The organism is Alicyclobacillus sp. SO9, from assembly GCF_016406125.1.
Lineage (GTDB): Bacteria > Bacillota > Bacilli > Alicyclobacillales > Alicyclobacillaceae > SO9.
This window is the reverse complement of record NZ_CP066339.1, coordinates 4,319,265-4,340,903: the sequence shown is the minus strand read 5'-3', so window position 1 is coordinate 4,340,903 and position 21,639 is coordinate 4,319,265. Positions and strand designations below refer to the sequence as shown.

Below are 21,639 nucleotides of genomic sequence, written 5' to 3'. Positions count from 1 at the left end.
CGGGCCTGACATGGCGATTTTTTGTTGAGAATTTGTTTAGAGGCGGTTTTGTATAATGACATCGATTCTGCGGGGTCAATCGGTAGACTTCGTAAACAATGTAGGTTGACGGCGGAAATGTTCAGTCTAGCAGGTATATCAAATGGGGCGAAGTCTGGATGAGTGCATGCGTTTTAGGACAGGCAGACATAGAGAATTAGTGCACTCAGACATAGAAAGTTAGCGCAGTCAGACATAGGAAGTTGGCGCAGTCAGACATAGAAAGTTAGCGCAGTCAGCATAGAAGGGCGCTGCTTGGATTGTATTGTGCGTGCGCATTCGACCGGCTATCGCCGCATGTAGGGAAAAGGGGAAAAGGTATTCGTGGGGAAAAAACATGGGTCAAGAAAAAAGAAGATGCCGCTGGAAGCCAGAGGTGAGCGCAACCGTTTAAGAAAGTCACTGATTGCCTTCATTGTCATGACCCCTCTCTCATGGTTGACACTGGTGCCAATGCAAAATACCCGGGCGCTTGCGGCCACTACAGGGACTTGGGTGAATGTCACCAACGGGGGGGCGTTTTCTTCGCCTGAAGGGATAGCCATGGACAGTGCGGGAGACCTGTTTGTGGCCAACTCGGGTAGTGGCACCATTTCGGAGCGAGCGAGTGGGAGCACGACCTGGATGAATATTAGCAATGGTGGGGCGTTTTCTTCGCCTGACGGCATAGCCGTGGACAGCGCAGGAGACCTGTTTGTGACCAACGCGGGCAACAACATCATTTTGGAGCGAGCGAGTGGGAGCACGACCTGGACGGATATCCTGGGTGAAGCGGGGTTTTCCTGGCCTGACGGCATAGCCGTGGATAGCGCGGGAGACCTGTTCATAACCAATGCACAAAGCAATACCATTCTGGAGCGGACGAGTGGGAGCACGACGTGGACGAATATCACGAATGGCGGGTCGTTTTCTTCTCCGACCGGCATAGCCGTGGATAGTGCAGGAGACCTGTTCGTGACCAACATGGCCAACAAGACCATTCTAGAGCGAGCAAATGGAAGCACGACCTGGACGGATATCACGAATGGGGTTTCTTCTAGCCAGCCTGCCGGCATAGCCGTGGATAGTGCAGGAGACCTGTTTGTGACTAATGTCAACACCAATACTCTTGAGGAGCGAGCGCATGGGAGCACGACCTGGACGGATATCACCAATGGAGGCTCGCTGAGTTCGCCTACCGGCATAGTCGTGGATAGTGCGGGAGACCTGTTTGTCACCAACTCAGGATCAAATACGGTTTCCGAATATGTGGTGCCCCCTAGTGCCCCGACGGGCCTCAGCCACAGCAGTGTGACCGCTACAGGCTGGACCGAATCGTGGAGTGCCGTGGTTGGGGCGACAAGCTACAACGTGTACGTGGGCGGCACGAAGGTGAACACCAGCCCAGTGACCACGACGAGTTACACTGTGACGGGCGAGCAACCATCCACCGTGTATCAGATGACGGTGACCGCGGTGAACGCGGCTGGTGAAAGCGCCCAGTCTGCGGTCAACAGTGTCCATACCTTGCCCCCCACAGGCACACTACCGCCTGGACGGTGGGTGAACATCACCGATGGTGGGTCATTTACTCATCCCTATGCCATTGCCGTGGATAGTGCAGGAGACGTGTTTGTCACGAACTCGATCCCCGGCACGAATAGCACGATTCAGGAACTGAAGAGCGGGAGCACGAGTTGGAATGACATCACGTACGGGGGATCCTTCAATGGTCCAATGGGCATCGCTGTGGATAGTGCGGGAGACCTGTTTGTCACGAACCATAATAGCAACACGATTGAGGAACTGAAGAGTGGAAGTACCACTTGGAAGCTCATGTTAGATTTAACATCGTACATTGCTCCAGAAGGGAGTGCCTTAGATGGTTCAGGCAACTTTTACACATGGGCCAGTTACAATGGTGTTGTTATCGAGAACCATATTGGCAGCGCGACGATTACGCCCCTTAGCTCTTCATTCGGACAAAATGTGAATGGCCGTGTTGCCGTGGACAGTAAGGGTGACGTGTTTTTGACCCGTCCCGCAGATAGTGCAGTGTACGAACTCCCGAGTGGAAGCACGACCTGGGTCAATATCACAAACGGTGCGGGGTTCAGTGACCCGGTCGGAATTCGGGTAGATGGTGCCGGAAACGTGTTCGTGGTCAATCATAGCAATAACACACTGTATGAACGTCCGAATGGGAGCACGACCTGGGTCAACGTCACGAACGGAGCAGGGCTAAGCAACCCAGTGGGTATTGCCATAGATAGTGCCGGGGACCTATTTGTCACCAACTTGTCGTCTAGCACTAGTTCTCCCTCGGGATCCATTGAAGAATATGTGCTGGCTAAAAACACGGTGACCTTTGACAGCAACGGGGGCAGCAGCGTGTCGTCAGAATCTGTTGCGTACGATAGCTATGCGACGCAGCCGACAAACCCGACGAAGACTGGGTATGTGTTCGCAGGGTGGTATACGGACGCGAGTTTGCAAAATCCATTCTCCTTTGGGACGCCGGTTACGGGGAACATCACGCTGTATGCGAAGTGGACACCTCAGGAGTACACGGTGAACTTCAACAGCAATGGCGGCAGCCAGGTTCAGTACCAATTGGTGCCATACGGGCAAGACGCGACAGCGCCGACGAATCCCACGAGAACAGGGTCAGTGTTCGCCGGGTGGTATACGGATTCGACCTTGCAAAACGCCTTCTCGTTCATGACTCAGATTACCGGCAGTCTGACTCTGTATGCAAAGTGGACGCCCGCAGAGTACACGGTTACCTTCAACAGCAATGGGGGTAGCAGTGTGTCGTCGGAATCGGTGGCGTACGATGGCACTGCGACGCAGCCGACCAACCCGACGAAAACAGGGTACGTGTTCACAGGGTGGTACACAGACTCAACCCTGCAAAATCAGTTTTCGTTTGGGACGCTGATAACGGGGAACATCACGCTGTATGCGAAGTGGACGCCGCAAGAGCACACGGTGAATTTTATTAGCAATGGCGGCAGCCAAGTCCAGTACCAATTGGTGCCGTACGGGCAAGACGCGACAGTGCCGACGAATCCGACGAGAACGGGCTCAGTGTTCGCGGGGTGGTATACGGATTCGACTTTGCAGAACGCCTTCTCGTTCACGACTCCGATTACAAGCAGTCTGACGCTGTATGCAAAGTGGACGCCTCAACAGTACACTGTCACTTTCGACAGCAACGGGGGTAGCAGCGTGACGTCAGAATCGGTGGCGTACGATGGGACTGCGACGAATCCGACGAATCCAACGAAAACAGGGTCAGTGTTCGCAGGGTGGTACACAGACTCAACCCTGCAAAATCAGTTTTCGTTTGGGACGCTGATAACGGGGAACATCACGCTGTATGCGAAGTGGACGCCGCAAGAGTACACGGTGAACTTCAATAGCAACGGCGGCAGCCAAGTCCAGTACCAATTGGTGCCCTACGGTAGCGATGCGACAGCGCCGACGAACCCGACGAAGGCGGAGTCAGTGTTCGCAGGGTGGTATACGGATTCGACTTTGCAGAACGCCTTCTCGTTCACGACTCCGATTACTAGCAGCGTGACGCTGTATGCAAAGTGGACGCCCCAACAGTACACGGTTACCTTTAATAGCAACGGGGGTAGCAGTGTGACGTCAGAATCGGTAGCTTATGATAGTTATGCCACGGCGCCAAAAAACCCGACGAAGACCGGGGCGGTATTTCAGGGGTGGTACACGGATTCGACTTTACAAAACCCGTTCTCCTTTGGCACGCCAGTCACCGGGAGCATCACGTTATATGCGAAATGGACACCGCAAGAGTATACGGTAAACTTCAACAGTAACGGCGGCAGTCAAGTTCAGTACCAATTGGTGCCCTACGACGGAACCGCAACTGCGCCGACCAATCCGACGAAAGCGGGATCGGTGTTCGGAGGTTGGTACACGGACTCGACCCTGCAAACCCCGTTCTCGTTCACGACTGCGATTACCGGCAACGAAACACTGTATGCAAAGTGGACCCCTCAACACTACACAGTAAGCTTCAATAGCAATGGGGGTAGCAGCGTGACGTCAGAATCTGTAGCGTACAACGGGAATGCCACAGCACCGACAAACCCGACGAAAACCGGATGGGTGTTCGGAGGATGGTATACGGATTCGACGTTCCAAAACCAGTTTTCGTTTAGTACTGCGATTACCGGGAACGTGACGCTGTATGCCAAATGGACGCCTCAGGAGTACACGGTAAACTTCAATAGTAATGGCGGTAGCCAAGTTTCGTATCAATTGGTGCCTTACGGTACAGACGCAACTGCGCCGACCAATCCGACGAAAACGGGATCGGTGTTCGGAGGATGGTACACGGATTCAACTTTGCAAACCCCGTTCTCGTTCAGTACTGCGATTACCGGGAACGTGACGCTGTACGCAAAGTGGACGCCCGCAGAATACACGGTTACCTTTAATAGCAACGGGGGTAGCAGTGTGACGTCAGAATCGGTGGCGTACGATGGTTATGCGACAGATCCGACAGCTCCAACGAAAACCGGAGCGGTGTTTCAGGGGTGGTACACGGATTCAACCCTGCAAAACCAGTTCTCCTTTGGTACACCAATTACTGGCGCCGTGACGCTGTATGCCAAGTGGACGCCTCAGGAGTACACGGTAAACTTCAACAGTAACGGAGGCACCCAAGTCTCGTACCAATTGGTGGCGTACGAGAAAACCCCGACACAGCCGACCAATCCGACGAAAACAGGGTTTGTGTTCGCAGGATGGTATACGGATTCAACTTTCAAAAATCAATTTTCCTTTAGTACACCGATTACCGGAAGCGTAACGCTGTATGCCAAATGGACGCCTCAACAGTACACGGTCGCCTTTAATAGCAACGGTGGGAGCAGCGTGACGTCAGAAACAGTAGCCTATGACAGTTATGCCATTGCACCGACAAATCCGACGAAAGCAGGAGCGGTGTTTGGAGGATGGTATACGGATTCGACGCTGCAGACTCAGTTTTCGTTTAGTACTGCGATTACCGGGAATGTGACGCTGTACGCCAAATGGGCACCTCTAGTGAACGCAGCAACACCGACCTTTAGCACAGAGCCACAAGCGACGCAGAGTGTGACGGCAGGTTCTGCTGCAACGGTGTTGAAGGTAGCGGCCAGTGTGACGGACGGTGGAAACGTGACGTACCAGTGGTATAGCAACACTACTAACAGTACCACTGGCGGCACAGCTATTAGCGGAGCAACCAGTGCGAGCTACACACCAGCGACTGCCAGTGCGGGGACAACGTATTACTACGCGGTGGCGACCAACACGAATAATAGTGTGAATGGGGCCAAGACGGCGACGGCCATTAGTAGTGTGGCTACTGTCATAGTGAACGCGTTGGTGAACGCAGCCACGCCGACCTTTAGCACAGAGCCACAAGCGACGCAGAGTGTGACGGCGGGATCGCCGGCCGCAGGCTTGAAGGTAGCAGCCAGCGTCAGTGATGGCGGCACAGTCACGTATCAGTGGTATAGCAATGGTAGCAACAGCACCACTGGCGGCACAGCTATCACGGGAGCGACCAGTGCGAGCTACACGCCAGCGACGACGAGTGCGGGAACGACGTACTATTACGCAGTGGCAACGAACACGAACAGCAGCGTGAATGGAGCCAAGACAGCAACAGCCACGAGTAGTGTGGCTGCAGTCACAGTCAATGCGCTGGTGAATGCTGCGACACCGACCTTCACGACAGAGCCTCAAGCGGCACAGAGTGTGACGGCTGGCTCGCCGGCCGCGGCCTTGAAGGTAGCAGCCAGCGTCAGTGATGGCGGCACAGTCACGTACCAGTGGTACAAGAACACGACAAACAGTACCACTGGCGGCACAGCTATCACGGGAGCGACGAGTGCGAGCTACACGCCAGCGACGGCTAGTGTCGGAACAACGTACTACTACGCGGTGGCGAAAAATACCAACAACAGCGTGGATGGAGCAAAGACGGCGGTGGCCACCAGTACTGTGGCTACCGTAACCGTGAACGCGCTGGTGAACGCAGTGAAACCAAGCTTTACGACAGAGCCCCAAGCGACGCAGAGTGTGACGGCTGGCTCGCCGGCCGCGGCCTTGAAGGTAGCAGCCAGTGTCAGTGATGGCGGAGCCGTGACGTACCAGTGGTACAAGAACACGACAAACAGTACCACTGGAGGCACAGCCATCACGGGAGCAACCAATGCGAGCTACACGCCAGCGACTGCCAGTGCTGGTACGATGTATTACTACGCTGTGGCAACCAACACAAACAATGGCGTCAACGGAGCCAAGACCGCCACCGCAACCAGTAGCGTGGCGAAAGTCACCGTGAACGCGCTGGTGAACGCAGCGACACCTACCTTCACGACAGAGCCACAAGCGACAGAGAGTGTGACAGCAGGTTCTACTGCAACACCGTTGAAGGTAGCAGCCAGCGTCAGTGATGGCGGCACAGTCACGTATCAGTGGTACAAGAACACCAAGAACAGCAACACGGGTGGCACAGCCATTACGGGAGCAACCAGTGCGAGCTACACACCACCAACGACAAGTGTAGGGACAACATATTATTACGCCGTTGCAACCAACACAAACAATGGCGTCAACGGAGCCAAGACAGCTACCGCAACCAGCAGCGTGGCGAAGGTCACGGTGAATGCCCTGGTGAACGCAGTGACACCGACCTTCACGACGGAGCCCCAGGCCACACAGACTGTGCCGGCAGGTTCTGCCTCAACGGCGTTGACGGTAGCGGCCAGTGTGACGGATGGCGGGGCAGTCACGTATCAGTGGTACAAAAACACCGTGAACAGCAACACAGGTGGCACAGCCATTACGGGTGCGACGAGTGCGAGCTACACACCACCAACGACAAGTGTAGGGACAACATATTATTACGCCGTTGCAACCAACACAAACAATGGCGTCAACGGAGCCAAGACAGCTACCGCAACCAGCAGCGTGGCGAAGGTCACGGTGAACGCGCTGGTGAACGCAGCGACACCTACCTTCACGACAGAGCCACAAGCGACGCAGAGTGTGACGGCGGGGTCGCCAGCCACAGCCCTGAAGGTAGCGGCCAGTGTAACGGATGGCGGCACAGTCACGTACCAGTGGTACAAGAACACCAAGAACAGCAACACGGGTGGCACAGCCATTACGGGAGCAACCAGTGCGAGCTACACACCACCAACGACAAGTGTAGGGACAACATATTATTACGCCGTTGCAACCAACACAAACAATGGCGTCAACGGAGCCAAGACAGCTACCGCAACCAGCAGCGTGGCGAAGGTCACGGTGAATGCCCTGGTGAACGCAGTGACACCGACCTTCACGACGGAACCGCAAGCGGCGCAGAGTGTGACGGCGGGGTCGCCAGCCACAGCCCTGAAGGTAGCGGCCAGTGTAACGGATGGCGGCACAGTCACGTACCAGTGGTACAAAAACACCGTGAACAGCAACACGGGTGGCACAGCCATTACGGGTGCGACAAGTGCGAGCTACACGCCAGCGACTGCCAGTCCGGGGACTATGTATTACTACGCAGTTGCGACAAATACCAACAACAGCGTCAACGGTACCAAGATGGCAACCGCCACCAGCAGTGTAGCGAAAGTTATAGTCAATGCGTTGGTGAACGCAGTGACACCGACCTTCACGACGGAACCGCAAGCCATACAGAGTGTGACGGCAGGTTCGTCAGCAACGGCCTTGAAGGTAGCAGCCAGTGTGACGGATGGCGGCACGGTGACGGATCAGTGGTACAAGAACACCAAGAACAGCAACACTGGCGGCACGGCAATTATCGGCGCAACCAGTGCGAGCTACACGCCACCGACGGCCAGTGCCGGAACAACGTACTACTATGCTGTGGCAACCAACACCAACACCGGTGTGACTGGAGTGAAGACGGCGGTGGCCACGAGTAGTGTGGCGCAAGTCACGGTGAATGCCCTGGTGAACGCAGTGACACCGACCTTCACGACGGAACCGCAAGCCACACAGAGTGTGACGGTAGGCACGCCAGCAACGGCACTGACGGTCGCAGCGACAGTTACGGATAGCGGAACGGTAACGTATCAGTGGTATAGCAACACGACGAACAGCACCACTGGCGGCGCAGTTATCACGGGAGCAACCAGTGCGAGCTACACGCCAGCGACTGCCAGTGCCGGAACAACGTACTACTACGCAGTGGCGACCAACACGAATGTCAGCGTTAACGGTGTGAAGACGGCGACAGCCACCAGCAGCGTGGCGAAGGTCACGGTGAACGCGCTTGTGAATGCAGCGACACCTACCTTCACGACAGAGCCCCAAGCCACGCAGAGTGTGACGGCAGGCACGCCAGCAACGGCACTGACGGTCGCAGCAAGTGTGACAGACGGCGGCACGGTGACGTATCAGTGGTACAAAAACACCACGAACAGCACCAGCGATGGTACGGCAATTAGCGGAGCAACCAGTGCCACCTACACACCACCGACCACCGGTGCTGGTACGATGTATTACTACGCAGTGGCAACCAACACGAACAGCAGCGTGAATGGAGCCAAGACGGCGACAGCCACAAGCAGTGTGGCGAAAGTCACAGTGAACGCGTTGGTGAACGCAGCCACGCCTACCTTCACGACACAGCCCCAAGCGACGCAGAGTGTGACGGTAGGTCCTATGGCAACACCGTTGAAGGTAGCTGCCAACGTCAGTGATGGAGGAACAGTCACGTACCAGTGGTATAGCAACACTACCGACACTAACAGCGGAGGCACCGCCATCACGGGAGCGACTGGTGGGAGTTACACGCCATCTACGAAGAGTGTCGGAACAACGTACTACTACGCAGTGGCAACCAACACGAACAGCAGTGTGGATGGAGACAAGACGGCAACCGCAACCAGCAGTGTGGCGAAAGTCACGGTGAATGCAGCTTTGGCCCCAACGGGGCTGAGTCATAGCAGCGTAGCGCAATCCGGATGGACAGAATCATGGAATGCCGTGAGCGGAGCGACCGGATACAACGTGTATGTGAATGGGACAAAAGTGAACAACAGCCCGGTGACCGGAACAAGCTATGCTGTGACGGGTGAAACGGCGGGTGCCAGCTACAAAGTGACCGTGACCACAGTCAGTGCGGGTGCTGAGAGTGCGGCTTCTGCTGCAGATACGGTTCAGACGCTGTCTGTTCTTTCTCTAACTACAGGTTCTTCCCTACCGAGTGTCTTGCAGGGGACGGACTACGAGCAGAGCATCCAGGCTGCGGGAGGGGAGAGCCCTTATACATTCTCTGTAACCAAAGGCTCCTTACCCACAGGGCTGATTTTGCAATCCAATGGGAATCTGGTCGGAACGCCGTCAAGTAACGGGAGTTACAGCTTTACTGTGCAAGTGACTGACAAGAGCGGGGACACAGTTGCGGAGAACATGAGCTTGTACGTCATACCTGCGGCACCAGCCGGTTTTCTCCCAACGGTGGACACCAAGCAGGTGGTAGGAGGCAGCGGCGTGACATTGAGCGCTGGAACTAGCAACACTCATGTTACGTTGGTTGTGGCGACCGGGACGTTTGCGAAGCCGTTACAAATGGACGTCACTAGCGGAACGGTACCCAGTGCTCTGGTTCCAAAGGGTCAAAAGGTGATTACGGCTTATGGAGTGAACTTTGATGCGAAGGATGCCCCATCTAAACCACTGACATTTACATTGCTAAATGCAGAGATTACGCCGCAATCCAAGGTATACAAGATTGCGAATGGGAAACTTGTTCCTATGAGTGCAGTGGTGACACAGGGGAAGGCAGTGATCACGTTCACAACGGATCCAGACTTTGTTGTGTTGCAGGCGCAACCACAGACACAATCTCAATCTCAACCGCAGACAAAGACGGTTCCTGGCGCGACGAAACCTGTGACAGGATTTGCGGCGAGGCCATGGGGTGCAGGAGGCTTGCTGAGTATACTGACGGGTGGATTACTGCTCTGGTGGCAAAGGCGAAGAAAGCATCATGAAGACTGAAGCGACAACATTAGCCTAGCCGTGCAGGTCCGCAATTCTACAACCGCAAAGACAGAGGGAGACTTCTCAAATGGAGAAGCCTCCTTCTTGTGATCTTGTAAGAAATGTAGAACGTACACATGAATCTTCTCTTCAATGAAGTTATCGTTCAATACCTCGTGGACCAAAGATCTGCACACGACCATGGAGTTTTATGTTGGCTGAAGACTTTCCAATCATAATTTGATAGGTTCCGCTCTGGATGGTCCACTTGTTGGCTTGGCTGTCCCAGATTGAAAACGCTTGTGGACGAAGCATAAAGGTGACTCTCTTGGTTTGCCCCTGCTTTAACGTTACTTTTTGGAAGCCCTTGAGCTGTTTCGGGGGCTCATTGGCACTCTGGGGGTCTCCAATATAGAGCTGTGGAACAGCCGATCCCGTTTCCAATCCGGTATTCGTCACGTTCAAGGTTACTCGAACATTCCCGTGCCTGCCCCCGTCTAGTAGAGGGTCTTCAGGATGGCCTGGGGCAATTCTCAAGTCGCTGTACTTGAAGCTCGTATAAGAGAGACCGTATCCGAAGGGGTACAGCACCTTGACATTGTTTTTATCATACCACCGATAACCTACATTTACACCATTAGCATAGTGCACCTTTCCGTTAACCCCGGGAAACAGACTTGTCGAGGCAGTCGGTGTTCCACTGAGACTGGTCGGGAACGTCATGGGAAGGTGTCCGGACGGATCCACTTTGCCGAAGAGCACGGAGGCAATTGCCTTGCCGTCAGTCTGTCCTGGGTACCAAGCTTCAATGATACCCTGGACTTCACTCTGCCACGGCATGGTAACTGGATTTCCTGTGTTGAGTACCACGACGGTATGCGGGTTCGCTTTCGCTACGGCAGAAACCAGTTTGTTCTCTCCACCACCAAGACTGAGGTTTGGATGATCCATGGCTTCACTAGTTGGACTACTGGCAAACACCACAGCAACGTTGCTCTGCCTTGCTTGTTCAACGGCTTTGGCTATGCTGCTTGCCGTCATAGCGCCGTCAGACCAACTGAATCCAGTACTAGGACCTTGGATTTTGATTTGATAGGTGTGCCCGGCTTGCAAGTGAATAGATTTACTCGCAACCGTGTCACCTGGGGTTGAAGCAATCCTTGTGAGGATCTTGCCATCAACAGACAGCGTTGTCGGCGTATACCGAGTGTTTTTATCAGACACAGCCAAGACATAGTCCCCGGTCGTTGGTGCTGTTAGAGTCGCTTCATAACTTGAACCCGCTTTGTAGGGCTTACTAAGGTATTTTGAGGGTATAGCTGGGAGCGAACCCGGCGACGGGAGACCCTGTGCGTATGTCACTCGCGTGTTACTTGTTTTTGCCGCGTTTCTGATACCCGTTAACGGTGTAACAACCGTTCCTTTGTCAGCCAGCACGTGTGCGCTGCCGCCCCCTCCTGTCATTAAATCGGTTGAAGCATCGTACCCGATGACGGCAATAGACTTCAATCGGCGCGAATTCAAAGGCAGTACGTTGTTTTGGTTTTTTAGTAACACTGTTCCACTTTCCGCGGCTTTCAGTGCGACCTGCTTATGTTGCGGAGTAGAGACGTTGGCCGACGGGCTGCCTGTACTCGGACGATTAAATAATCCAAAGCGAAACATTTCACGGAGAATGCTTCTAACCTTATTATTAATGAGAGATATGCTAACCTGCCCATTTTTCACAGCAGTCTCAAGACTCTGTCCAAAGTAGGTTGGATTTGGCATCTCCATGTCAAGTCCGGCTTTGGCGGACTTCACAGTAGAATGAGCGGCAAACCAGTCTGAGGTTACGAATCCATTAAAGTTCCATTGTTTGCGGAGGACGTCAGTGAGAAGGTACTTGTTTGCTGAAGAAAAACTTCCGTTTACCATGCTGTATGCGGACATAATGGAGGCAACATGGGCTTTTTTCACTGCTGCACGAAAGGCTGGCATGTAGATTTCGTGCAAAGCCTTTTGACTGACGATTGTGTTGTCTTTAGTCGTATTCCGATTGGTCTCTTGGTTGTATGCATCGAAGTGTTTCACTTGCGCCATGACACCTTGACTTTGAATCCCTTTGATGTCAGAGACGGCCATTTGGCTGGTAAGGTAAGGGTCTGCTCCAAAGGATTCAAAGGCCCGGCCCCACTGAGGGTTTCTTACAATGTTGACCGTGGGTCCCAAATTAATGTTCGCGCCTTTTCCCTTTTCTTCGGCGCCAATGACTTTTCCATATTGGTTAGCAATCGAGGGGTCGAAACTGGAACTAACTGAAATGGGGGCGGGAAGTTGTGTTACATGTGTCATTCCATCAGCGACACCAGCTGGTCCGTCCTCCAATTTCAGTGCGGGGATACCAAGCTTTGGAATTGCCGGGATGTACCCAACATAGGGTGAAGCACTCATTCCGACGCCATGTAACATATGAATCTTATCAGCGAGAGTCATTTGCGACATGAGTTCCTGAACCCGTCTACTAATGGATTGGTGTTGGTTAAGCCAAGGTTTGGCGGAACGAGTAGACGCATGCGTTGGATTCGCTGATGCCGGGGACGCTAACATAACCAAAGCTACAAAAGAGCTGCTGAGAGCAGCAGTTGACATTGCTAGTCTCTTCATGCTTTCGCGCCTTCTTTCGCCATTTTAATAGATGCATTGATAGACACGTTGATAGACAGATATATATAAATTGGTATAGGGCGGTACCAATTATGGCCCATGAAGACACACACACGATGTGGCAGAATTTTCAGATTAGATAAGCGAGTATACTCCGTTAGATATCAAGAACGCACCCATGCATTCTTATTAAAGATTAGTTAATTATTTATGTTGGTTTGGAGTGTATACCAACTGACGTCATAGTGTCAATATAGGAAACCTATTATTAATAGAAACCAGTCTTGAAGCGTTTTCTTTCTTTGCTTAGTTTTTCTTGCAATCTAAGGTCTGTGATCACCTTGATTTAACCTAGGTTTCTATTTATTCAACAGGCTGATACATGTTTGCATCCAATTTGAAACTCAATAGTACTTGTGAATAGAGATCGAAAATAATTTCTGTGCAGGAGCCGCAGGCGTGTTCGCGCTTACAGGTAATGTCTCAGTGTTGCATTCAAACGAGATCCGTTTTACACTACGCAATACTGCTAATTGAACGGATTCGGAAGACTTGAGAGTCTGGTAACAAATACGCATCTGGAGGTTTTTTGTGGATTTTCAAAATCAAAGAGTAGAGTGGTTTGGCAACGTCAAGGAGGATGTCTTGGCTGGGACAGCAGTTGCATTTGCGTTAATCCCTGAAGCGATTGCCTTTTCCATGATTGCTGGCGTAAATCCAATGATTGGATTGTACGGATCATTTATTATTGCCATTGTGGTTTCCATTTTTGGCGGTCGGATTGGAATGATTTCAGGTGCGACCGGATCAACCGCATTGCTGATGGTACTCTTGGTAAAAAATCATGGCGACCAGTATTTGTTCGCCGCAGGCATCCTGGCAGGGTTGATACAACTCTTCATCAGCGCTTTAAAGATTAGTCGTTTTATTACCTTTGTATCACGAAGTGTCATAATTGGTTTCGTGAATGCGCTGGCTATTCTCATTTTTATGGCACAACTACCGCATGTCATGGGGCAAGGAATGATAGCATACGTCGTCTGTGGTGTGACGGTGGCCCTAGTGTGGGGGTTACCTTTTGTTACAAAAGCCATCCCATCGTCGTTAATTGCAATTTTAATCATGACAGCAGCTAGTATGCTATTCAGATTGCCGCTTCAAACCGTAGGTGACATTGGGCATCTTCAGGCTCACCTGCCTTACTTCCACATCCCTACTGTCCCGTTCGATTACCATACTCTCGCGGTTATCTTTCCCTATTCTTTGCCCATTGCTCTGGTAGGCAGCCTAGAAACATTGATGACTGCGACGGTTATGGACGACTCCACGAATTCAAAGAGTGATAAAAACAAGGAAATTCGAGGCCAGGGGATTGCAAACATCTTTACAGGCTTCTTTGGCGCCATGCCTGGGTGTGCAATGATTGGGCAATCTACATTGAATGTAGGATATGGGGGACGCAAGCGTCTATCCACGTTCATATCCGGAGCGGTTCTCATCATGCTGATTGTAGTGTTTCGTCCAATTGTGAGCCAAATCCCGGTCGCCGCATTGGTGGGCGTCATGTTTATGGTTTCCTATTACACGTTCGAGTGGAAATCACTTCGAACTCTATGGAAAGTACCGACGTTTGAAGCACTTGTCATGGTCGTCACCGTAGTCAGTGTTGTTGCCACAAATGACTTGGCAGTTGGCGTATTTGCTGGAGTCATATTGAACGCGGTCTTTATTGGATGGAAAATGGCTCGTATTCATGCGACGAAGACGACAAATTTGGACGGTGTGAAGACATACACGATTAAAGGCCCGATGTTCTTTGCAACAGTGACACATTTTATAGATTTATTTGACATCGAGAATGACCCCTGTGAAGTCGTTATCGACTTCAGCCATAGCCACGTCTGGGACCACGCCTCGGTCTCGGGTATCCAGAGCGTTGTCGACAAATACTGCAGCGTTGACAAGTCGGTCAGCTTAGTTGGGTTAAATGAAGAGAGTACAGAACTGGTCCGCAAGTCAGGAACGGTCATATCTGCTTAAATCCTAGCTATATAAGGTGTCTATGTATGTATCACAAACTTAAGCATTCGCCGCATATACAATATAGCGGTGAATGCTTAAGGTCTTGTAATAATAATCTCTAATGGTTGTTCCACAGGTTATAGAGGATAAATCATACAAGGAGTTTAATACCAACGATGGGTAACAAAATACCCACTGCCAATGTGACCCATCTTTGCATTTTCTGACTCCACATAGGTTCAAAGATGAACATAATGAGACTTATTGCGACGAAATATATCCAGGACCAGGCAAGGTTCGATAGCGGGATTGCTTTTGTAAACCAGAGCTCTCCTACGAGAAAGCCAATAGTCGAGGCAATCGTTCCCAGTGATGCCACCAGGTAGGCTTGAGGCATAGACAACTTAAACCCTTTTACGAGAACAGGAATTTGAAGCGGCTTTCCGCCAGCACTTATGAGACCAGTGAGGATACTGAATACGAATGTAACGATACCGACTCCCGAGTGTATCTTGCCCTCTGGCACCATTTTAGGTTTTATCAACAGCAGACGCAGTCCGATAAGAATTGCGTAGATGCCTAAAATTACGATTAAGGCACGACTTGAGGACTGCAGTCCAACCCAGCGTCCGAATACGCCGCCGCCAAAAGAAAGAACCAGGACAGTCCACTTCACTGTGTTTGGCAACTGGGAGAGTTGTGATTTTGCCCCGCGAAAGAATAGTAAGGACGCCAACAACATGACAAGGGCGTTAATTACAACCGCTTGTTGAATACCGAATCCCATCCAAAGTACGAGCAGCAAAACTAGAAAAATCCTATCAATAGTGATTTTAAGATAGGTCGTTACAAAACCGACGATGAATGCAACTAAGATGACAAGCAACCACTGTGTCATAACCAGGACTCCCTATGATATTGTTCGTTTCCAGCTCTGTGAACTCTGTGCTCTCATTCAGTCACGAGTTTCATGGCATCCACGGATGCTGAAATCACTCTCCATTTCCTCCTTTGAGTTGATTATCTGCATGATGAAGAAGTGGAATGCGGTTTAGTTTGGACCTATCAATGCCGTAGACGGTAAACCTCCCTTCCCGGCGGCCATGAATGACTCCACCCCGCTCCAAGATTTTCAGGTGGTGGTTAATGGTAGAGGTTGGGGTGTGCAATCCTTCTACAATTTCACACAGGCAGGCATCTTGGACGAGTAAAATACCTATAATTCTGAGGCGGGTTTCGTCGCCCAGCGCCTTGTGGAAAAGGGCCAATTGCTCTAAATCAGAATTCTGTTGCAAAATTGGGTACTTCATTTCAGATGCTTCGACGACTTTCCTGATTTCTTCTCCGACAGATAACTGCCACTGTGGAGACTGTTTGTTCGAGATACGCGTCTCCTCCTCTCATCAATCATTATATAACTATATTTCTAGTTTTATAGTTGTAAAATGAACCATTTTTATTAGTACGCTTGAACTGTGTGAAGAAAATCCCTGCTGTTGTTATGATTTTCCACCGTGACGCACACACTGTACTTAAATTTCTCTTTGGAGGTATTAGTCTTGGCAAAAAAACTTGTCATTATTGGTGCGGGATTTGCAGGGCTTACCGTCTTTCATCATGTTTCAGCCTGGAAAGACTGGGAAGAAGTAGATGTGACGGTGATTGACGAGCGGGAAACGTTTTTGCTTAAACCCTCGCTTCCGGAGGTGGCACTTGGGGAGAAGGACATTCGTGATATTACATTTCCTCTGAGACCCGTGATTGAATCTTACGGCCGGTTCATCCGCAGTCGCGTGCATCGGATTGATCCAAAGGCTCAGGAAGTGTTTTTGGACGACGAAGCAACTGTGTCATACGACTTTCTTGTGATTGCACTTGGGGGGAAGAAAGACTTTGAGTCAGTACCTGGTTTTCGCGAATACGGTTATTCCGTATGCACAGATATTCTAGCTCCGAGACTGCATGAGGCCATCAGCAATTTCGAGCACGGGAACATTTTGGTTGGATCTGCGCCAATGCTTTCGGGGACACGACTCAAAGATGTTCCTCATCTGGAAACAGCTTGTGAGGGCCCCGTTGGAGAAGTTGCTTTCATGATTGACAGTGAGCTGCAAAGACGCGGCGCGACAAAGCTCGCATTATCTGCTACAGCCCCGCAGAAATCTTCTTTGAAGATGTTGGAGACAAAGTTCACGAAGCATTTGAAGACCTGGCCCGTGAGCATGAAGTAGATGTTGTGACCGATAAAGTGATTAAAAGAATAGAGAAGGACCAGGTTGCCTTTACCGATGGCTCAACCATGTCTTCCGCGTTGACGGTTTTGATCCCCACATATCGCGGTCCAGACCTGATTACTGAGTCTGGTCTGGGAGACGAAGTGGGGTTTGTCCCCACAGACCAAAATTTCCTACATTTGGATCACCAAAACATTTACGCCATTGGCGATGTCGCATCGCGAACAGTGCCTAAATTGGGACACCTTGCGGTAGAACAAGGGAACCTGGTGGCCAGCCTGCTTCATCAACGTATTACAGGACATGGAGAGGCATACGACTATGAGCCGGAGGTGTTTTGTATCATGAATATGGGCCATCGCAAGGCCATGTTGATTCGTTCCAATACACTGTGGGGAGGGAACATGGATATCTCCTATCACAGCGCTATGTCGCACTTAATGAAGTCGTCATTTGATACGTACATGGTGAAGTTTCAGGGAAAGATGCCGCCGCAACTGGCACAGCGATTGCTAAACCTGTACCTGGGCCGTTTTCAGAAGTAGTTGTTGACGAGAAAAGGTTGTTAGAATGGGCTTGGAAACCAATTTATGGAGCGTGCTCGGTGTACTCATAGAAAAGCCGCGCAGCAGCGCGGCTATCTACATGTTCAGCACTTCAAAATACAAGCTGCTATTTAATGTTAACCAACTTGATGTCCGCCATTTTTGCAAAGTCTTCAATTTGTTCTGTTGTGAGCGCCAACGAGAATACGGTGTGATGTCCACCGCCTTGTTCAATCCACTTGCGCACGCCTTCGTAGAACCCTGGCTTGGGTGTCCAGATTTGTCGAGCAACGGGAAGCTCCGGAGCTGCCTCGACTGGCTTCTTCCCTTCGACTTCATACATAATCAGTTCGAAGTGACTGCCAAAGTCAGACATGGTTACGTTAATGGCATCCCCATCGGACCCGTCAAAGACCAGGCGTGCAGGGTCTTCCCGGTTGCCGATGCCGAGAGGATGAACTTCAACTCGGATTTTGGTACTGGCAAAGGTTGGATCAACCTCAAGCATATGTGCCCCTAAAATCTCTTCTTGGTTTTGCACTAAGTGGTACGTATAGTCTTCCATAAAGCCTGTCTTTTGATTATGAGCCATGATTTTCAGCAAGCGATTGAGTGCAGCTGTTTTCCAGTCGCCTTCTCCGGCGAAACCATATCCTTCTGCGTTTAGACGTTGAACGGCCATGCCTGGAAGCTGCTTCATCCCCCACAGGTCTTCAAAGTTCGTGGTAAACGCAGTATACCCGCCTCGTTCCAGGAATTTGCGCAAAGCAATTTCAATTTTTATCTGTTCTTTGACATGTGCCGCAAAAAACTCCGGACTATTATCCCCGACAACAAATTCGTATTTCTCTTGACACTCTGCAAACGTTGCTTCAATTTCCTGTTCCGACACTTCCTTCATTTCCGCAACCAGGTCGCCGATGCCGTAGTAATCAACCGTCCACCCAAATTGAATTTGGGCTTCAATTTTATCTCCATCTGTCACAGCGACATGGCGCATGTTATCTCCGAATCGCGCCACTTTGATGTGGAAGCTTTCATTATACGCAACCGCGACATCCATCCAATTCGCGATTTGGTGTTGGACGCGGTCATCTTTCCAGTGGCCGACCACGACTTTGTTGCTTTTCTTTAATCTTGCGTTGATGAAACCATACTCCCTGTCGCCGTGGGCACTTTGGTGCAGGTTCATATAATCCATGTCGATAGTTTTCCACGGAATGTGGTCAAGAAACTGTGTGGCTAGGTGAAGGAGCGGTTTCTGCAGCAGCTTTGTGCCCCTAATCCAGTTCTTTGCAGGGGAAAATGTGTGCATCCAGGTCAGGACACCAGCAACGTCATCATTATAGTTTACTTCTTTCATCACTTGAGTAATGCTGTCCGCAGTCGTGGCTACCGTTTTAAAAACAATGGGATAAGGCAAGTTACCGCGCTGATTCAATTCATCAATGATTTTAATTGCATTGTCCTTTACTGCGTCCAGTGCTTCCTTTCCATATAAGTGCTGACTGCCAACGACAAACCAGAATTCATATTTTCCTGTCTTCAACAAGTAGATAACCTCCCCAATGATAACTGCCTATTTTTTATCGTTTGTTTGACCATAATACGCGTTCTTACCATGCTTCCTCAGGTAGTGCTTGTCGAGAAGAAACTGATCCATGCCAATCTGATGAGGATTCAGTTGTAGTGAGTGGTAGGCCATCTTTGCAACTTCCTCCAGAACTACGGCATTATGAGCAGCCTTAGCAGGCGATTCACCCCAAGTAAAAGGCCCGTGGTCATTGACGAGCACACCTGGAACCTGACTGGAATCAAGCTGCAGTTTTCGGAAGGTCTCAACAATCACGTTCCCGGTTTGTTTTTCGTAGTCGGTGACAACTTCGCTCATCTCCATAGCTCGTGTGACCGGAATCGGTCCGTAAAAAGTGTCGGCGTGTGTCGTCCCTGCCGCTGGAATCTCAACTCCTGCTTGAGCAAACGAAACAGCCCAAGGCGAATGTGTATGGACGACTCCTTTAATGTTTGGGAACTCTTTATAGAGGACAGCATGTGTGGGTGTATCACTTGATGGATTTAAATCACCTTCCACCACGTTCCCGTCAAGGTCGACGATGACCATCTGCTGTGGTGACAATTTGTCGTAGTCAACGCCACTCGGCTTAATTACAAGCAGGTCCTTTTGGCGGTCGATTCCGCTTACATTGCCCCAGGTAAAGGTGACCAGATTGTATTTCGGCAGCAGCATGTTGGCCTGATAGACTGCTTCCTTTAGTTCTTCCAACATCACCCGATCATTCCTTTGCTATATATTTGTTGTTCCGGACATTGTTAATGTTGTTAACACTACCACTCTTCAGCATCAATAAATCGCTTACAGAGGGTAATGCTATATTTTTTATACGTATAAGTCAATGATTCAGGTTGTATTCCGTATGAATGATTCGAAGCAGTTCATGAGCAGCTTAGTCACAAATACCGAAGCTGTGATTTGAGGTGTTGTAAATCGTCAACGTTCTCAGGTAAAGCCGTGATGTAGTGGTTGTGTCATCTTTGAAAACTAAATGGACAAGTTTATACGTATAAATATTATTTCGTTGATTTATTCGTATAACAGTGTTACTCTGCATTTTGAAAACGCTTTTACATTTTGCGTGCTGTAGATACAGCCCATGGGCGGGGCGGTAACAGATGTTGTTCTATGATTTACAATTTACGCAAGGAGTGAATTTTAGTGGTTGATGAAAAGAAAGTGCCAAGTGGATTCATTTACTTCTTTGGAGCGTTCGGCGGCATTCTGTTTGGCTATGACATCGGAGTAATGACAGGAGCCCTGCCCTTTCTAGAGAATGACTGGCATCTTCAAAACAGTGCCGGTGCGATTGGGTGGATAACATCTGCAGTCATGTTTGGTGCTATTTTTGGGGGCGCTTTGGCCGGACAGCTGTCTGATCGCTTAGGTCGGCGGAAAACCATTTTGTTATCTGCATTAGTGTTTGTTCTTGGATCAATTTTGTCCGGTATATCTCCTCATAATGGTCAGTACTACTTGATTGCTGTTCGCATTTTATTGGGGTTGGCTGTCGGGGCTGCATCTGCATTGGTTCCCGCATATATGTCAGAGATGGCGCCTGCAGGTGTACGCGGACGTTTATCAGGTATTAATCAAACTATGATTGTTTCTGGTATGCTCCTTTCTTACGTTGTCGATTTCTTGTTGAAAGGGTTACCAGAGACATTAGCTTGGCGGTTAATGCTTAGTCTGGCAGCAGTACCAGCTCTGATTCTCTTTGCTGGCGTATTACGATTACCCGAATCACCACGTTTTTTGTTGAAGAACAACCAACTTGTTGAAGCACGCAGGGTGCTGAGTTATATTCGGTCGAATCAAGAAGAAATTGATTCTGAAATACAGCAGATACAAGAGACAGTCAAGCAGGAGAGGGAAGGGAATCAAAAAGTATCACTGGGCACCATGTTCAGTGGAAAATACCGGTATCTCGTGATTGCCGGTGTAGGTGTGGCAGCTTTTCAACAATTCCAAGGTGCTAACGCAATTTTCTACTATATCCCCTTAATTGTCCAAAAGGCAACGGGTCATGCAGCAAGTTCAGCCTTGATGTGGCCAATTATTCAAGGCGTCATTCTCGTCGTCGGTTCCTTGATATTCCTCATGATTGCTGATAAGTTTAATCGTCGAACCTTATTAACGGTGGGCGGAACCATTATGGCGCTGTCCTTTATCTTGCCTGCAGTCTTGAATTTATTAATTCCTCACGCCAATCCAATGATGATTGTTGTCTTCTTGAGTATCTACGTAGCACTGTATTCGTTTACGTGGGCTCCGTTGACTTGGGTTATCGTTGGTGAAATTTTCCCGTTAGTAATTCGCGGGCGCGCGTCAGGGTTGGCTTCTTCGTTTAACTGGATTGGTTCGTTTTTGGTTGGGTTGCTGTTCCCAATTATGACTGCTTCCATGTCCCAAGAAGCGGTTTTCGCCATCTTTGGCATTGTTTGCTTGCTCGGAGTGCTCTTTATTCGGACATATGTTCCTGAAACCCGAGGTCATACTCTGGAGGAAATTGAGAAAGTTGGAGAAGAAAAAGCAGTTCTGGCTTATGAAGTTGGGAGGTAGGAAC

Annotated in this window: 10 protein-coding genes; 5 read left to right on the top strand and 5 right to left on the bottom strand. The window is 50.4% G+C overall.

From position 1 onward, the window contains the following. The first annotated feature begins 363 nt into the window (after positions 1-363). Positions 364-10,071, top strand: a complete 9,708-nt coding sequence (locus GI364_RS20255) for an InlB B-repeat-containing protein (RefSeq protein ID WP_198851000.1) — start codon at positions 364-366, stop codon at positions 10,069-10,071. Positions 10,072-10,212: 141 nt separating this feature from the next. Here GI364_RS20255 and GI364_RS20250 read toward each other — a convergent pair whose 3' ends face one another. Further along, on the bottom strand, positions 10,213-12,699 hold the full coding sequence (locus GI364_RS20250) for a beta-glucosidase (protein ID WP_198850999.1): 2,487 nt from the start codon (positions 12,697-12,699) through the stop codon (positions 10,213-10,215). A gap of 591 nt (positions 12,700-13,290) precedes the next feature. Between GI364_RS20250 and GI364_RS20245 the strand changes: the two genes are divergently transcribed. Beyond that, positions 13,291-14,739: a SulP family inorganic anion transporter gene (locus GI364_RS20245; protein ID WP_198850998.1), complete on the top strand. Its 1,449-nt coding sequence runs from the start codon at positions 13,291-13,293 to the stop codon at positions 14,737-14,739. A gap of 133 nt (positions 14,740-14,872) precedes the next feature. On the opposite strand, the gene GI364_RS20240 is transcribed toward GI364_RS20245, so the two are convergent. Beyond that, on the bottom strand, positions 14,873-15,619 hold the full coding sequence (locus GI364_RS20240; RefSeq protein ID WP_198850997.1) for a TSUP family transporter: 747 nt from the start codon (positions 15,617-15,619) through the stop codon (positions 14,873-14,875). A 94-nt stretch (positions 15,620-15,713) separates the two neighbouring features. Continuing rightward, positions 15,714-16,031 (bottom strand): ArsR/SmtB family transcription factor, encoded by a 318-nt coding sequence (locus GI364_RS20235; protein ID WP_198850996.1) that lies wholly within the window; start codon positions 16,029-16,031, stop codon positions 15,714-15,716. 249 nt (positions 16,032-16,280) lie between these two features. On the opposite strand from GI364_RS20235, the gene GI364_RS20230 reads away from it, so the two are divergent. Both GI364_RS20230 and GI364_RS20225 read left to right on the top strand, forming a co-directional pair. Next, positions 16,281-16,952 (top strand): NAD(P)/FAD-dependent oxidoreductase, encoded by a 672-nt coding sequence (locus tag GI364_RS20230; protein WP_198850995.1) that lies wholly within the window; start codon positions 16,281-16,283, stop codon positions 16,950-16,952. Beyond that, positions 16,859-17,500, top strand: a complete 642-nt coding sequence (locus tag GI364_RS20225; protein WP_198854133.1) for an FAD-dependent oxidoreductase — start codon at positions 16,859-16,861, stop codon at positions 17,498-17,500. The genes GI364_RS20230 and GI364_RS20225 overlap by 94 nt, the downstream gene beginning before the upstream one ends. A 127-nt stretch (positions 17,501-17,627) precedes the next feature. On the opposite strand, the gene araA is transcribed toward GI364_RS20225, so the two are convergent. Continuing rightward, positions 17,628-19,052 carry an L-arabinose isomerase gene (gene araA, locus GI364_RS20220; RefSeq protein ID WP_198850994.1) on the bottom strand — a complete coding sequence of 475 codons (1,425 nt, stop codon included), beginning with the start codon at positions 19,050-19,052 and terminating at the stop codon, positions 17,628-17,630. Between the two features lie 27 nt (positions 19,053-19,079). Continuing rightward, on the bottom strand, positions 19,080-19,787 hold the full coding sequence (locus GI364_RS20215) for an L-ribulose-5-phosphate 4-epimerase (RefSeq protein ID WP_198850993.1): 708 nt from the start codon (positions 19,785-19,787) through the stop codon (positions 19,080-19,082). A gap of 447 nt (positions 19,788-20,234) precedes the next feature. Between GI364_RS20215 and GI364_RS20210 the strand changes: the two genes are divergently transcribed. Continuing rightward, complete coding sequence (locus GI364_RS20210; protein WP_198850992.1) at positions 20,235-21,635, top strand: sugar porter family MFS transporter; 1,401 nt, start codon at positions 20,235-20,237, stop codon at positions 21,633-21,635. Positions 21,636-21,639: the final 4 nt, after the last annotated feature.

Excerpts from the sequence above, each read along its gene's own strand:
- GI364_RS20250 (WP_198850999.1), bottom strand. The coding sequence starts at position 12,699 with ATGAAGAGACTAGCAATGTCAACTGCTGCTCTCAGCAGCTCTTTTGTA.
- GI364_RS20240 (WP_198850997.1), bottom strand. The coding sequence starts at position 15,619 with ATGACACAGTGGTTGCTTGTCATCTTAGTTGCATTCATCGTCGGTTTT.
- GI364_RS20235 (WP_198850996.1), bottom strand. The coding sequence starts at position 16,031 with ATGAAGTACCCAATTTTGCAACAGAATTCTGATTTAGAGCAATTGGCC.
- GI364_RS20215 (WP_198850993.1), bottom strand. The coding sequence starts at position 19,787 with ATGTTGGAAGAACTAAAGGAAGCAGTCTATCAGGCCAACATGCTGCTG.